The sequence below is a fragment of the Micromonospora trifolii genome (genome assembly GCF_050516465.1).
GTDB lineage: Bacteria > Actinomycetota > Actinomycetes > Mycobacteriales > Micromonosporaceae > Micromonospora > Micromonospora trifolii.
Genome location: NZ_CP191526.1, coordinates 4,681,528 through 4,695,090, shown reverse-complemented (window position 1 = coordinate 4,695,090; position 13,563 = coordinate 4,681,528). Strand labels below are relative to the sequence as shown.

General features: G+C 71.8%; 15 protein-coding genes. 12 read left to right on the top strand and 3 right to left on the bottom strand.

The window, feature by feature from the left end; translation table 11 throughout:
* On the top strand, positions 1–825 hold the full coding sequence (locus ACQRWP_RS21765) for a MerR family transcriptional regulator (protein ID WP_430497324.1): 825 nt from the start codon (positions 1–3) through the stop codon (positions 823–825).
* Here ACQRWP_RS21765 and ACQRWP_RS21760 read toward each other — a convergent pair.
* The 3 genes from ACQRWP_RS21760 to ACQRWP_RS21750 all read right to left on the bottom strand — a co-directional run bounded on the left by ACQRWP_RS21760 (position 768) and on the right by ACQRWP_RS21750 (position 2,781).
* The gene (locus ACQRWP_RS21760) at positions 768–1,544 is read right to left on the bottom strand and encodes a class F sortase (RefSeq protein ID WP_430503250.1); all 777 of its coding nucleotides are present in this window, start codon (positions 1,542–1,544) and stop codon (positions 768–770) included. The genes ACQRWP_RS21765 and ACQRWP_RS21760 overlap by 58 nt on opposite strands.
* A gap of 75 nt (positions 1,545–1,619) precedes the next feature.
* On the bottom strand, positions 1,620–2,144 hold the full coding sequence (locus tag ACQRWP_RS21755) for a hypothetical protein (RefSeq protein WP_430497322.1): 525 nt from the start codon (positions 2,142–2,144) through the stop codon (positions 1,620–1,622).
* 190 nt (positions 2,145–2,334) lie between these two features.
* Entirely contained in the window at positions 2,335–2,781 is a 447-nt protein-coding gene (locus ACQRWP_RS21750; protein WP_430497320.1) for an Lrp/AsnC family transcriptional regulator, read from the bottom strand.
* Between the two features lie 148 nt (positions 2,782–2,929).
* Between ACQRWP_RS21750 and ACQRWP_RS21745 the strand changes: the two genes are divergently transcribed.
* The 11 genes from ACQRWP_RS21745 to ACQRWP_RS21695 are packed head-to-tail and all read left to right on the top strand — an operon-like array spanning position 2,930 to position 13,485.
* The gene (locus tag ACQRWP_RS21745) at positions 2,930–3,832 is read left to right on the top strand and encodes a tryptophan 2,3-dioxygenase (protein WP_430503249.1); all 903 of its coding nucleotides are present in this window, start codon (positions 2,930–2,932) and stop codon (positions 3,830–3,832) included.
* Positions 3,833–3,846: 14 nt separating this feature from the next.
* A complete protein-coding gene (gene kynU / locus ACQRWP_RS21740) occupies positions 3,847–5,127 on the top strand; it encodes a kynureninase (protein WP_430497318.1) in 1,281 nt (426 codons plus the stop codon).
* A complete protein-coding gene (locus tag ACQRWP_RS21735; RefSeq protein ID WP_430497316.1) occupies positions 5,124–6,461 on the top strand; it encodes an FAD-dependent oxidoreductase in 1,338 nt (445 codons plus the stop codon). Before kynU ends, ACQRWP_RS21735 begins: the two co-directional genes overlap by 4 nt.
* Before the next feature lie 23 nt (positions 6,462–6,484).
* On the top strand, positions 6,485–7,966 hold the full coding sequence (locus ACQRWP_RS21730) for a 2-hydroxymuconic semialdehyde dehydrogenase (RefSeq protein ID WP_430503248.1): 1,482 nt from the start codon (positions 6,485–6,487) through the stop codon (positions 7,964–7,966).
* A gap of 20 nt (positions 7,967–7,986) precedes the next feature.
* On the top strand, positions 7,987–8,784 hold the full coding sequence (locus ACQRWP_RS21725) for a 2-keto-4-pentenoate hydratase (RefSeq protein ID WP_430497315.1): 798 nt from the start codon (positions 7,987–7,989) through the stop codon (positions 8,782–8,784).
* Positions 8,781–9,716, top strand: a complete 936-nt coding sequence (locus ACQRWP_RS21720; RefSeq protein WP_430497314.1) for an acetaldehyde dehydrogenase (acetylating) — start codon at positions 8,781–8,783, stop codon at positions 9,714–9,716. Before ACQRWP_RS21725 ends, ACQRWP_RS21720 begins: the two co-directional genes overlap by 4 nt.
* Positions 9,713–10,774 carry a 4-hydroxy-2-oxovalerate aldolase gene (gene dmpG, locus ACQRWP_RS21715; protein WP_430497312.1) on the top strand — a complete coding sequence of 354 codons (1,062 nt, stop codon included), beginning with the start codon at positions 9,713–9,715 and terminating at the stop codon, positions 10,772–10,774. The genes ACQRWP_RS21720 and dmpG overlap by 4 nt, the downstream gene beginning before the upstream one ends.
* Complete coding sequence (locus ACQRWP_RS21710; protein ID WP_430497310.1) at positions 10,771–11,544, top strand: 2-keto-4-pentenoate hydratase; 774 nt, start codon at positions 10,771–10,773, stop codon at positions 11,542–11,544. Before dmpG ends, ACQRWP_RS21710 begins: the two co-directional genes overlap by 4 nt.
* Positions 11,541–11,963, top strand: a complete 423-nt coding sequence (locus ACQRWP_RS21705; protein WP_430497308.1) for a RidA family protein — start codon at positions 11,541–11,543, stop codon at positions 11,961–11,963. Before ACQRWP_RS21710 ends, ACQRWP_RS21705 begins: the two co-directional genes overlap by 4 nt.
* A complete protein-coding gene (locus ACQRWP_RS21700) occupies positions 11,960–12,484 on the top strand; it encodes a 3-hydroxyanthranilate 3,4-dioxygenase (RefSeq protein ID WP_430497306.1) in 525 nt (174 codons plus the stop codon). Before ACQRWP_RS21705 ends, ACQRWP_RS21700 begins: the two co-directional genes overlap by 4 nt.
* Positions 12,484–13,485: an amidohydrolase family protein gene (locus tag ACQRWP_RS21695; RefSeq protein ID WP_430497304.1), complete on the top strand. Its 1,002-nt coding sequence runs from the start codon at positions 12,484–12,486 to the stop codon at positions 13,483–13,485. Before ACQRWP_RS21700 ends, ACQRWP_RS21695 begins: the two co-directional genes overlap by 1 nt.
* Positions 13,486–13,563: the final 78 nt, after the last annotated feature.

The following is a 13,563-nucleotide window of genomic DNA, read 5'->3' as shown; positions in this document are numbered from 1 at the left end:
ATGAACCGTATCGTTGAACCAGCGGTTGAAACTCACGAGCGGCGGAGCGCGGTGGCAGCCATAAAACCTTCAAACCCGGGGGTACGCCGACCGATCGATCTCGCGCGCGCCCACGGCCTCTCCGCGCAGGCCGTGCGCAACTACGAACGAGACGGCGTCCTGCCGCCGGCCCAGCGCACCACGAACGGCTACCGTCGCTTCACCGAGCTGCATGTAAAGGCGCTGCGTGCCTACCTCGCGTTGATCACGGGCCATGGCTATGCGGCCAGCGGCGAGATCATGCGGGCCGTCAACCGGGGCGAGATCGACACGGCGTTGCGCACCATCGACCAGGGCCATGCCCTGCTCCAGCGCGATCGGGAGACCCTGGACGCGGTCGAGGCGGCGGTGGCGACGCTCACCGGAACGAGACCGCAGCCACAGAGCCAGAAAGCCGTGCCGATCAGCGCGCTGGCCCACCGGCTCGGTCTACAGCCGGCCACGCTGCGCAAATGGGAGCGGGCCGGGGTGCTGCGGCCGGTACGTGATCCGGTGACCCACTATCGGCTGTACCTTCCCGACGACGTCCGGGACGCCGAACTCGCCCACCTGTTGCGCCGCGGCGGGTACCAGCTCGACCACATCGCTGGCGTGCTGCGTCGAGTGCGCGACGCCGGCGGTGCCGAACCGCTCGCCGCGTCGCTGCGCCAGTGGCGGCAACGGCTCACCGAGCGAGGCCGGGCCATGCTCACCGGCGCCGCCCGGCTGGCCGATTACCTCGAGGCTGGTCAGCCGCCTGAACGCGCCTTGACCAGCGAGGCGAAGACCACCACGTTGTCCGCGTAGCCGGTCTCGCCGCCGACCCACTGGCCGCCGCAGGTGATCAGTCGGAGGCTCGGGCGGCTGAAGTCGCCGTACACCTCGTCCACCGGCAGTCGGCCCTTGTCGAACTTCTCCACCGAGTTGACCTCGAAGACCGCCACGCGCTGGTCGGTGCGGGTGACCTCGATCTCGTCACCGGAGCGCAGCTCGCGGAGTTTGTGGAAGACCGCCGGCCCGCTGGTGGTGTCGACGTGCCCGACGATCACGGCTGGGCCGTACTGGCCCGGGGTGGGCCCCTGGTCGTACCAGCCGGCCTCCTGGGCGCGGGCCGCGTCCGGCACGGCGATCGTGCCGTCCGGGGCGATGCCCACGTCGTGTACGGGCGCCCGCACGTCGATCTTCTCGATGGCGAGGCTGGTCGGAGGGCTGGCCGGCAGCACCGGGAACTTCTTCGGCGGCGGTCGCAGGCCGGCGCTGAGCCGGTCCGGCAGCAGGCTCATCCCGGTCACCTGCTCGACGCCGAGCATCGCCACGATCAGCACCATCAGCGCGGCGATGGCCAGCACCGGCAACCCGGGACTCGTACCGAATCGGTGTCGGGCCGACGGCGGCCCGGCCGGACGCCGCGGCGGCAGCGGGCGGGTGGCCGGGTCGGTGGTGGTGACGCTGGCCGACACGGCCTGCCCGGCGACCCGGCGCAGCCGCCCGGAGACGCGGGCCACCAGCCGGCCGGACGCGCGCAGCGCCGGCCCGGCCCGGAGGCGGGCGCGGCGGTCCGGCCGCGCACGCGCGGATCTGCGGGTCATGGGTGATCCGGCTCAGGAGCCGGCTCCCCGTCTACGTCGGCCGCCGCTCATCCCGAGCATGATCGCGGTCGCCACCAACGCCACGCCACCGAGCACCAGCAGCGAGCCGGTGCCGCGACCGCCGGCCATCCCACCGCCGCCGGTCGCCGGTCCCTTGCTGGGTGAGGCCATGTTCAGCACGGTCAACGTGGTCGACGCCGTCTGGCCGTTCTCGCAGCGCAGGTCGACCGGGTAGTCACCGGCCGGCTTGTCCCTCGCAATGGTGACCTGCGCGGTGAGGAAGCCCTTGTCCGGTTTGAGCATCACGTGCCCGAACGCGTCGGAGTGCACGTTGGACTGTCGGTTGTTGTTGTCGTTGTCGCAGCTCGCCTTGATGCTGACCCGGCTACCGGCCTGGGCGCTGTTCGGTGTCACCTCGACGAAGACGTTGTCGCCGGCTCGCGCTGGCGCGACCGACAACAGGACGAACGCCCCAACCAGCCCCACCAGTGTCAGTGCGGACGAGAGCGCGCGGTTGATCGTGCGGATTGCCTGCATGATTTCCCCCCAACCGGCGACGACCGCCGGAACCCTCCCCTGGGCACGCGCTGCTTTCCCGCTGGCACGTAGGCAAACCAGCCCCACCCCACCCCACCCGCGCTCGCGATCTTGCACTTCCTGCAGCGGCGAACCAGCGCAGAGCCGGCATTTCGCCAGCAGAAAGCGCAAGATCGCGGGACGAGGGGGGTTAGCGCTGGCGGGGGAGGGGGGTGATGGGGTGCCAGTTCAGTGGGGAGGAGAGGACCATCGTGCTCGACGGTTGGCCGTACGGGGCGAGACGGTCGATGACCCCCTCGAACGCGCCGATCGACCCGGCCGCCACCTTCAGCACGCTGCACGCGTCCCCGGTGATTCGGTGGATCTCCAGGATCTCCGGCCAGTCGGCCACCGCCGGGTCGTGCAGGATGCACCGCGCGCCGTAGCAGGACATGCGGATCAGCGCGACCACGCTACGGCCGGCGCGGCTCAGGTCGACGTGGGCGTGGTAGCCGGTGATGATCCCGGCCTCCTCCAGCCGGCGGACCCGCTCCGCGACGGACGGTGGCGACAGGTGCACCCGGCGGGACAACTCGCTGAAGGAGAGCCGCGCGTCGGCCTGCAACTCGCGCAGCAGCGCCCAGTCCATGTCGTCCACGCTCAGACCTTACTTTCGTGAACCGACTTCGCCTAGTTGCCTTTGGTTTGCCAGGAGAAGCCGGCGAGAGCCGTTGATTCGGCATTCCGCAGGCCGATCCGACCGCGAGATCATGACGTCGGCTAGTCCGGGGGAGGGAGACGAGATGGTGGATCAGACGGAGCGGCGGGCGCCGAACCGCCGTGCCACGGTGCAACCGGTGACCCCCGGGCAGCGCGCCGCGCAGGCGGAGCGCACCGGTGGCGAGCCGACCCTGGAGTTCGCCGACATGGTGCCGTACGACGCGTACGTGCAGGCCAGCGCCCTGCACAAGATGCAGCACCCGCTCAGCAGCGACCCGGGCGAGATGTCCTTCCTGATGGTCAGCCAGATCATGGAGCTGTACTTCGGGCTGACCTGCCACGAGCTGCGGGAGACCCAGCGGCTGATCCGCGCCGACCAGATCTGGGAGGCGCTGGCCCCGCTGGGCCGAGCCAAGCTGCACCTGGAGGGGCTCAACGCCGCCTGGCAGGGCCTGCGCTGGATGAGCCCGGCCGACTTCAACCGGTTCCGCAATCTGCTCGGCGAGGCGTCCGGCTTCCAGTCCGCGATGTACCGGCAGTTGGAGTTCCTGCTCGGGCTGCGCGACCCGACGCTGATCCGACCGTTCCGCCGGCAGGCCGAGGTGCACGCCGAGCTGAGCGCCGCGCTGGACACCCCGAGCCTCTGGGACGACGTGCTCGCGCTGCTCGCCCGGCGCGGCTTCGACCTCCCCGCCGACCTGCTCGGCCGGGACGTGGCCGTCGAGCACGACCCGCATCCGTCGGTCGAGGCGGCCTGGGTACGGATCTACGACGACGCCAGCCCGGACAATCACCTGCGGCTGCTCGGCGAGGCGCTGAGCGCTGTCGCCGAGGAGTTCGGCGACTGGCGCTGGAACCACGTCAAGGCGGTGCAGCGGACGATGGGCGCCAAGGTTGGCAGCGGAGGCTCCGCCGGCCTGGCGTGGTTGCAGCGCAGCATGGCCCGGGTGGTCTTCCCGGAGCTGTGGTCGGCCCGCACCGCGATGTGACCGGAGAGCGAGACATGCACACCCCAGAACACGAGGCGCATCGCCGCGACGAGGCCGACCCCGGCCACCGGCACCTGTTCCACGTGCCGCCGGCCGACGGCGGCGACCACCCCGAGTCGGCGTACCTGGCCGGCAACTCGCTCGGCCTGCAACCTCGGGCCACCCGTGACGAACTCCTGGCCGACCTGGACGCGTGGGGGCGGCTCGGCGTGGAGGGGCACCTGGAGGCGGAGCGCCCCTGGCTGCCGTACCACGAGTTGTTGACCGGGCCGGCCGCGCGACTGGTCGGCGCCCGGCCCGCGGAGGCCGTGGTGATGAACTCGCTGACGGTCAACCTGCACCTGCTGATGGTGAGTTTCTACCGACCGGCCGGCGCGCGCACCCGCATCGTCATCGAGGACGCCGCGTTCCCCTCGGACAGCTACGCCGTGCGCAGCCAGGCCCGGTTCCACGGCCTGGACCCGGACGACACAGTGGTCCGGTTGCGTCCGCGCCCGGGTGAGGACGCCCTGCGCACCGAGGACGTGACCGACTACCTGGCCGCCGAGGGCGACCGGGTGGCGCTGCTGCTGCTCGGCGGGGTCAACTACCTCACCGGTGAACTGCTGGACATCCCGGCGATCACGGCTGCCGGCCGGGCCGCCGGCGCGGTGGTCGGGTGGGACCTGGCCCACGCGGTCGGCAACGTGCCGCTGGCCCTGCACGACTGGGACGTCGACTTCGCCGCGTGGTGCTCCTACAAGTACCTGAACTCCGGTCCGGGTGCGCTGGCGGGTGTCTTCGTGCACGAGCGGCACCTCGGCGACGAGAACCTGCCCCGGTTCGAGGGGTGGTGGAGCACCGCGGCGGCCACCCGGTTCGAGATGACGCCGGTGTCCCGGCCACCGGCCACTGTGGAGGCCTGGCAGATCTCCAACCCGCCGATCTTCGCGATGGGCCCGGTGCGTACCTCGCTGGAGCTGTTCGACGCGGTGGGGATGACCGCGCTGCGCGCGCGCAGCCAGCGCCTCACCGGCTGGCTGGAGTCGCTGTTCGACGAGGTGACCGTCGGCCGGCCGCTGCGAGTGGTCACCCCGCGCGACCCGGCCCGCCGGGGCTGCCAGCTCTCCGTGCGTATCGGTTCCGGCAGCGCCGCCGAGCTGACCAAACGCCTACGGTACGAACACGGGGTGATCGCCGACGCCCGCGAACCGGACGTCGTGCGGTTCGCCCCGGTGCCGCTGTACTCCACGTACCTCGACTGCTGGCGGGCCGCGGCCGCGCTGGCGTCCACCGTCGGGCAGGTGAACTCATGACCGCGCGGCGCGACGAGATCGCGATCATCGGGGCCGGGCTGGCCGGTTGTCTCGCGGCCTGCTTCCTGGCCCGGCGTGGCTACCCGGTGGCGCTCTACGAGCGCCGCTCCGACCCGCGCGCCGGCACCGCCGAACGCGGTCGCTCGATCAACCTGGCGCTCTCCGAGCGTGGCCTGGACGCGTTGCGCCGGATCGGGCTGGCCGAGCAGGTGATGACCGACGCGCTGCCGATGCGCGGCCGGATGATTCACCCGGTCGAGGGCGAGCAGCAGTTCCAGTCGTACAGCGCGGCCGGCGACCGGGCGATCAACTCGATCAGCCGGGGTGCGCTGAACAACGCCCTGCTGGACGAGGCCGCCGCGCTGCCCGGGGTGCGGGTCGTCTTCGACCACCGGCTGGTCGGGCTCGACCCGACCGATGGCGCCCTGAGCTTCGAGACCCCGCAGGGCACGGTCGCGGCGAAGGCGTCGGTCGCGCTGGGTGCCGACGGCGCCGGCTCCGCGGTGCGTGGGCAACTGCTGGCGTACGGGCTGCTGGACGAGAGCGTGGACTTCCTCGACTACGGCTACAAGGAGCTGACGATTCCGCCGCTGGGCGGGGACTTCGCCCTGGACCCGGACGCGCTCCACATCTGGCCGCGGGGCACCTCGATGATGATCGCACTGCCGAACCCGGACCGCTCCTTCACCTGCACGCTGTTCTGGCCCAACGACGGCGCCGGCAGCTTCGCCTCGCTGACCAGCCCGGCGGAGATCGAAAAGCACTTCACCGAGCACTACCCGGACGTGGTCCCGCTGGCCCCGAACCTGGTCGACGACTACCAGCACAACCCGGTGGGCGTGCTCGGCACTGTGCGCTGCACCCCCTGGCAGGTCAACGGCAAGGTCGGCCTGCTCGGCGACGCGGCGCACGCCATCGTGCCGTTCTACGGCCAGGGCGCCAACTGCGCCTTCGAGGACGTGGTGGAGTTGGACCGCTGCCTGGACGAGTGCGCCGACGACTGGTTGGCGGCGCTGCCGCTGTTCCAGCGGCGCCGACAGGAGAACGCCGAGGCCATCGCGACGATGGCGCTGACCAACTTCGTGGAGATGCGGGACAAGGTTGCCTCCCCGGTCTTCCAGACCCGACGGCGGGTGGAGCACGCACTGGAACGGGCCCTGCCCGGCCGGTACGTTTCCCAGTACGAGCTGGTGTCGTTCTCCACCACCCCGTACGCGGAGGTGCGCCGCCGGGTGCGCCGACAGCACCGGGTGCTCGGGGCGGTCGTCGGCGGGGCCGCCCTGCTGCTGGTCGGCGCGATCGGCGCGGCACTGAGCCGAGGGAGGCGGGCATGACCGGCAACTGGGATCCGCGGCTGATGGCCGGCCACGCGCCGAGTGGCCCGCAGCGGTTGCGCAACTTCGTCGCCGGTGAGTTCGTCGACGGCGCAACGACGTTCACCAAGGCCAGCCCGGTCACCGGGGAGCAGGTCTTCGAGGTGGACGAGGCATCACAGTCCACGGTGGACGACGCGGTGGCCGCCGCCCGGGCGGCGCTGCGGGGGCCGTGGGGCCGGATGGGGGAGCGCGAGCGCGCCGAGGTGCTGCGCCGCGTCGCCGACGAGCTGGAGCGCCGCTTCGACGACCTGGTCACCGCCGAGGTCGCCGACACCGGCAAGTCCATCGCCCAGGCCCGCACCCTGGACATCCCGCGCGGCGCGGCGAACTTCCGGGCGTTCGCGGAGATCGTGGCGACCGCCCCCACCGAGTCGTTCACGACTGTCACCCCGACCGGCGGCCGGGCACTCAACTACGCGCTGCGCAAGCCGGTCGGCGTGGTCGCGGTCATCGTGCCGTGGAACCTGCCGCTGCTGCTGCTCACCTGGAAGGTGGCCCCGGCGCTGGCCTGCGGCAACGCCGTCGTGGTCAAGCCCAGCGAGGAGACTCCCGCCTCGGCGACGGTGCTCGCCGAGGTGATGGCCGCCGCTGGCGTACCGGCCGGGGTGTTCAACCTGGTGCACGGCTTCGGGCCGGACTCGGCGGGCGAGTTCCTCACCCGCCACCCGGGCGTCGACGCGATCACCTTCACCGGCGAGTCGGCCACCGGCGGCGCGATCATGCGGGCCGCCGCCGACGGGGTGAAGGCCGTGAGCTTCGAACTCGGCGGCAAGAACGCCGGCCTGGTCTTCGCCGACGCCGACCTGGACGCCGCGGTGGCCGGCTCGGTGCGGTCCAGCTTCACCAACGGCGGGCAGGTGTGCCTCTGTACCGAGCGCATCTACGTGCAGCGCCCGGTCTTCGAGGAGTTCACCGCCCGGCTGGCGAAGCGGGCCGGCGAGCTGGCGTACGGCTGGCCGACCGACGAGGCCACCGCCACCATGCCGCTGATCTCCCACCAGCACCGCAGGAAGGTGCTCGGCGCGTACGAGCTGGCCCGCTCCGAGGGCGCCGAGGTGCTCACCGGTGGCGGCACGCCCACCTTCGGCGACACCCGCGACGGCGGGTCGTACGTGCAGCCGACGGTGCTCACCGGGCTCGGCCCGGACGCCCGCACCAACCGGGAGGAGATCTTCGGCCCGGTGGTGCACGTCGCGCCGTTCGACACCGAGGACGAGGCGTACGCCCTCGCCAACGGCACCGAGTACGGCCTGGCGGCGACCGTGTGGACCCGGGACGTGGGCATCGCGCACCGGGCCGGCGCCCGGCTCGACGCCGGAATCGTCTGGGTCAACACGTGGTTCCTGCGTGACCTGCGTACCCCGTTCGGCGGGGTGAAGGCGTCCGGGATCGGTCGCGAGGGCGGCGTGCACTCGCTGAACTTCTACTCCGAACTCACAAACGTCTGCGTGGACCTGTCGTGAGCCGTAGCGAGGGAGCGGGCATGGAAGCTGACATCGAGGCCGCCAACCGTGAGTTGGCCGACGCCCGCAGCACCGGCAAGCCGTGCGCGCCGCTCCGGGGCCGGCTGCTGCCGGAGGGCGACGTCGAGGCCGCGTACCGGGTGCAGCAACTCCAGTCGCGGGCCTGGCAGGGCCGCGGCGAACGCCGGGTCGGCGCGAAGATCGGGTTGACCTCCCGGGCCGTGCAGGAGACCTTCGGGGTGTTCCAGCCGGACTTCGGCATGCTGACCGACGCCATGGCGGTCGGCGACGGGGTCGAGGTGCCCATCGACCGGTTGCTCCAGCCTCGCGTGGAGGCGGAGATCGCCTTCGTACTCGACAAGGATCTCCCGAACCCGCAGCTCACCACGGTCGACCTGATCCGCGCGGTCGACCACGTGCTGCCGGCGATCGAGATCGTCGACTCCCGGATCGCCGCCTGGGACATCTCCATCGTGGACACCGTCGCCGACAACGCGTCCAGCGGGCTCTTCGTGCTCGGCACCACGCCGCGCCGGCTCGCCGACGTGGACCTGCGACTGTGCGGAATGGTGCTGGAGCACGCCGGTGAGCCGGTCTCGGTGGGAGCTGGCGCTGCCTGCCTGGGCAACCCGCTGCACGCCCTGCAGTGGTTGGCCGGCACCCTGGCCCGCGCCGGCGACCCGCTGCGCGCCGGGGACGTGGTGCTCTCCGGGGCGCTCGGTCCGATGGTGCCGGTCACCCCGGGTGCCGCGTACGAGGCCCGGATCTCCGGGCTCGGCTCGGTGCGCACATCCTTCTCCCGAGGGGAATCAGCATGAGCGTCGGAGTGGCGGTGCTCGGTTCCGGCAACATCGGCACCGACCTGATGATCAAGGTGTTGCGGGTGAGTGACAGCCTGCGCATGGTGGCGATGGCCGGCATCGACCCAGCCTCCGACGGCCTGGCGCGCGCTCGCCGCCTCGGTGTCGCCACCACCGCCGACGGCGTGGACGGGCTCGTCGCGCTGCCCGAGTTCGCCGACGTCGAGCTGGTGTTCGACGCCACCTCTGCCGGCGCGCACCGACGCCACGACGAGGTGCTGCGCGCCCACGGCCGCACTGTGGTCGACCTGACCCCGGCCGCGCTCGGCCCGTACGTGGTGCCGCCGGTCAACCTCGACGAGCACCTGCACCAGCCCAACGTCAACATGGTGACCTGTGGCGGGCAGGCGACAGTGCCGATCGTCGCCGCGGTACGCCGGGTCACCCCGGTGGCGTACGGGGAGATCGTCGCGTCGATCGCGTCGAAGTCCGCCGGGCCGGGCACCAGGGCCAACATCGACGAGTTCACCGAGACCACGGCCCGGGCCATCGAGGTGGTGGGCGGGGCCGAGCGGGGCAAGGCGATCATCGTGCTGAACCCGGCGGACCCGCCGCTGCTGATGCGGGACACCGTCTACTGCCTCTGCCCGGACGCCGACGCCGACACCGACGCCATCGCCGCCTCGGTGGCCGAGATGGTGGCGGCCGTGCAGGAGTACGTCCCCGGCTACCGGCTCAAGCAGGACGTGCAGTTCGACCGGGTCGAGGCGTACCTGCCGACGCTCGGGCGGCGGCTCACCGCCCTCCAGGTGTCGGTCTTCCTGGAGGTCTCCGGCGCCGGGCACTACCTGCCCGCGTACGCCGGCAACCTGGACATCATGACCTCGGCCGCGCTGCGCACCGCGGAACGGCTGGTCGCCCTGCGTTCTTCGGAGGTGGCCGCGCCATGACCGAGCTGTACATCCAGGACGTGACGCTGCGCGACGGCATGCACGCCATCGCCCACCAGTACTCCGTCGACCACGTACGCACCATCGCCGCCGCGTTGGACGCCGCCGGGGTGGCCGCCATCGAGGTGGCGCACGGCGACGGCCTCGCCGGCTCCAGCGTCAACTACGGCCACGGCGCCGCCAGCGACGCCGAGTGGATCTCGGCGGCTGCCGAGGTGCTGACCACGGCGAAACTGACCACCCTGCTGTTGCCGGGCATCGGCACGATCGCCGATCTGAAGGCTGCGAAGGCGCTCGGGGTGACCAGCGTCCGGATCGCCACCCACTGCACGGAGGCGGACATCTCCGCCCAGCACATCTCCTGGGCCCGGGAGAACGGCATGGACGTCGCCGGGTTCCTGATGATGTCGCATATGAACGATCCGGCCGGGCTCGCCGGGCAGGCCAAGCTCATGGAGTCGTACGGGGCGCACTGCGTCTACGTCACCGACTCCGGCGGCCGGCTGCTGATGTCCGACGTGGCGCAGCGGGTCGACGCGTACCGGCAGGTCCTCGCCCCGGAGACGCAGATCGGCATCCACGCCCACCACAACCTGTCGCTCGGGGTGGCCAACAGCGTGCTCGCCGTCGAGCACGGCCGGGTCACCGGGTCCGCGCCGGTCGGCCCCGACGCGGTGCACGGCCGGACCGTCCGCGTCGACGCCTCCCTCGCGGGCATGGGCGCGGGTGCCGGAAACGCCCCGCTGGAGGTCTTCGTCGCGGTCGCCGAGTTGCACGGCTGGAAGCACGGCTGCGACGTGTTCGCGCTGATGGACGCCGCCGACGACATCGTCCGCCCGCTCCAGGACCGACCGGCCCAGGTGGACCGGGAGACGCTCTCCCTGGGCTACGCCGGGGTCTACTCCAGCTTCCTGCGGCACGCCGAGCGGGCCTCCACGAAGTACGGCGTGGACGTCCGGTCGATCCTGGTCGAGCTGGGCCGCCGCCGGATGGTGGGCGGCCAGGAGGACATGATCGTGGACGTCGCACTCGACCTGGCCGGCAAGGAGCCCTCATGATCGGACCAGACATCGCCGGGATCGCCGACAAGCTGGGCGCGGCGGCCGACACGGCCACCGCGATCCCGCAGCTCGCCGCCGAGACCGGCCTCGACGTGGACACCGCGTACGCCGTGCAGGCCGCGCTGCTGCAACGCCGGCTGAACGCCGGTGAGCGGTTGGTCGGGTTGAAGATGGGGCTGACCAGCAGGGCGAAGATGGCCCAGGTCGGCGTGGACGAGGTGATCTGGGGGCGGCTCACCAACGCGATGCGGGTGCCCGACGGCGGTGCCGTGGACCCGGCCGCGTACATCCATCCCCGGGTCGAGCCGGAGGTGGCGTTCCTGCTGGACCGGCTGCCCGAGCCTGGTGAGCCGGTCGGCGACTTCGCCACGGCGGTCCGCGCGGTCGCCCCGGCCATCGAGTTGATCGACTCCCGGTACGCGGACTTCCGTTTCTCGCTGCCGGACGTGATCGCGGACAACACCTCGGCCGCCGCCTTCGTGATCGGGCCGTGGTCGCCGGTGCCGGCGGGGCTGGACAACCTGGGTGTGCTGCTGGAGGTCGACGGGCGGGTGGCGCAGGTCGGCTCGACGGCGGCGATCCTCGGTGATCCGCGCCGGGCGCTCGACGAGGGCATCCGGCTGGCGGGCCGACACGGGGTGCGGCTGGAGTCCGGCTGGGTCTTCCTGGCCGGTGCCGCCACCGCCGCTGTGCCGCTGCGCCCCGGCGCCCACGTCCGTGCCGTCGTCGAGAAGCTCGGCACGGCCTCGCTGCGGGCGTCGTCGTGACCGCCCGGGTGGTAGCCGGGAAGGCCGTCCCGCGGGGGGCCTTTCCGCACGTCAAGGTCGCCGGTGGTTTCGTCTTCGTCTCCGGTACGTCGTCGCGGCGCGCGGACAACACGTTCGCCGGTGTCGAGGTGGACGGGTTCGGCACCACCAACCTCGACATCCGGGTGCAGACGCGGGCCGTCATCGAGAACGTGCGGGACCTGCTGCGTTCGGTCGGCGCGGACCTCACCGACCTGGTCCAGGTGACGACGTACCTGGTCAACATGAACGACTTCGGTGGTTACAACGAGGTGTGGGCCGAGTTCTTCGACGCCTCCGGACCGACCCGTACGACGGTGGCGGTGCACCAGCTGCCGCACCCGCACCTGCTGATCGAAATCCAGGCCGTGGCCCTTCTTCCCTCGGGAGGTCAGTCGTGAGTGAGATCGCCGAGCCGTTCAGCTTTCCGGGCTGGATCGCGGACAACCAGCACCTGTTGAAGCCCCCGGTGGGCAACAAGGAGATGTTCCCCGGCGGAGACGACTTCATCGTGATGGTGGTGGGCGGGCCCAACCAGCGCACCGACTTCCACGTGGACCCGTACGAGGAGTTCTTCTACCAGGTCAAGGGCAACATGCACATCAACCTGGTCACCCCGGAGGGGCCGCGTACTGTGCACGTGCGCGAGGGCCAGATGTGGATGCTGCCGCGCAACACCCCACACTCGCCGCAGCGGCCGGAGGCCGGCTCGATCGGCGTGGTCGTCGAACGGGTCCGCGAGGAGGGCACGCTGGAGACGTTCCAGTGGTACTGCCCGGACTGCGGCAGCAAGGTGCACGAGGTCGAGTTGCAGGTCCGCGACATCGCCGCCGATCTGCCCCCGGTGTTCCAGGCGTTCTACGCCGACGAGCAGGCGCGCACCTGCGCCAACTGCGGCACCCTGCACCCGGGCAAGGGCTGATGCCCGCAGGTGTGGTCGACGTGCACACGCACGTCGTACCGAAGGGTTGGCCGGACCTCGGCGCGGCGTGCGGCGGGTCCGGCTGGCCGTGGTTGCGGGTCGACTCCGAGCGCGCCGCCATGATCATGGTGGGGGAGACGGAGTTCCGCCCGGTCGGCGCCGAGTGCTGGGACGCGTCGCGCCGACTGGCCGACATGGACGCCGACGGCGTGGCCGTGCAGGTGGTCTCGCCCACCCCGGTCTTCTTCAGCTACGACCGCCCGGCCGACCAGGCGGTGAAGGTCGCCCGGATCTTCAACGACCTGACCCTGGAGGTCACCGCGGCCGGAGGCGACCGACTGGTGCCGTTCTGCCAGGTGCCGCTCCAGGACCCGGACGCCGCCTGTGCCGAGCTGGACCGCAGCCTCGCCGCCGGGCACGTGGGCGTGGAGATCGGCAACCACGTCGGCGACCGTGACCTGGACGACGCCGGCGTGGTCACCTTCCTCCAGCACTGCGCCGAGGTGGGCGCGCCCGTCTTCGTCCACCCCTGGGACATGCCCGGCGGGCCGCGACTGGACCGCTGGATGGCCCGTTGGCTCACCGGGATGCCCGCCGAGACGCACCTGTCGGTGCTGGCGATGATCCTCGGCGGGGTCTTCGACCGGGTGCCCGAGACGCTGCGGATCTGCTTCGCGCACGGCGGCGGCAGTTTCCCGTTCTGGCTCGGCCGCGCCGACAACGCCTGGCACCGCCGTGGTGACCTGGTCCGGGGCGCGTCCGCCGGCCCACCCAGCAGCTACCTCGACCGGTTCAGCGTCGATTCGGTGGTCTTCGCGCCGCCCGCCCTGCGGCTGTTGGTCGACACGCTGGGGGAGGATCGGGTGCTGGTCGGCAGCGACTACCCGTACCCGCTTGGCGAACGGCCGGCCGGCGCGGTGGTACACGCGGCCGACTTCCTCACCGACGACCAACGCGACAAGCTTCTGTCCACCAACGCCCTGCGCTTCCTGCGCGGCTGAGCACAGCGCCTCGCCCCGGCGGCCCGACCGGTCAGGCGTGCGGCGGGCGTCCGGTTGGTCCGTTTCCGGTCGCCAGCG

Excerpts from the sequence above, each read along its gene's own strand:
- ACQRWP_RS21765 (WP_430497324.1), top strand. The coding sequence starts at position 1 with ATGAACCGTATCGTTGAACCAGCGGTTGAAACTCACGAGCGGCGGAGC.
- ACQRWP_RS21755 (WP_430497322.1), bottom strand. The coding sequence starts at position 2,144 with ATGCAGGCAATCCGCACGATCAACCGCGCGCTCTCGTCCGCACTGACA.
- kynU (WP_430497318.1), top strand. The coding sequence starts at position 3,847 with ATGCACACCCCAGAACACGAGGCGCATCGCCGCGACGAGGCCGACCCC.
- ACQRWP_RS21735 (WP_430497316.1), top strand. The coding sequence starts at position 5,124 with ATGACCGCGCGGCGCGACGAGATCGCGATCATCGGGGCCGGGCTGGCC.
- ACQRWP_RS21730 (WP_430503248.1), top strand. The coding sequence starts at position 6,485 with ATGGCCGGCCACGCGCCGAGTGGCCCGCAGCGGTTGCGCAACTTCGTC.
- ACQRWP_RS21725 (WP_430497315.1), top strand. The coding sequence starts at position 7,987 with ATGGAAGCTGACATCGAGGCCGCCAACCGTGAGTTGGCCGACGCCCGC.
- ACQRWP_RS21720 (WP_430497314.1), top strand. The coding sequence starts at position 8,781 with ATGAGCGTCGGAGTGGCGGTGCTCGGTTCCGGCAACATCGGCACCGAC.
- dmpG (WP_430497312.1), top strand. The coding sequence starts at position 9,713 with ATGACCGAGCTGTACATCCAGGACGTGACGCTGCGCGACGGCATGCAC.
- ACQRWP_RS21710 (WP_430497310.1), top strand. The coding sequence starts at position 10,771 with ATGATCGGACCAGACATCGCCGGGATCGCCGACAAGCTGGGCGCGGCG.
- ACQRWP_RS21695 (WP_430497304.1), top strand. The coding sequence starts at position 12,484 with ATGCCCGCAGGTGTGGTCGACGTGCACACGCACGTCGTACCGAAGGGT.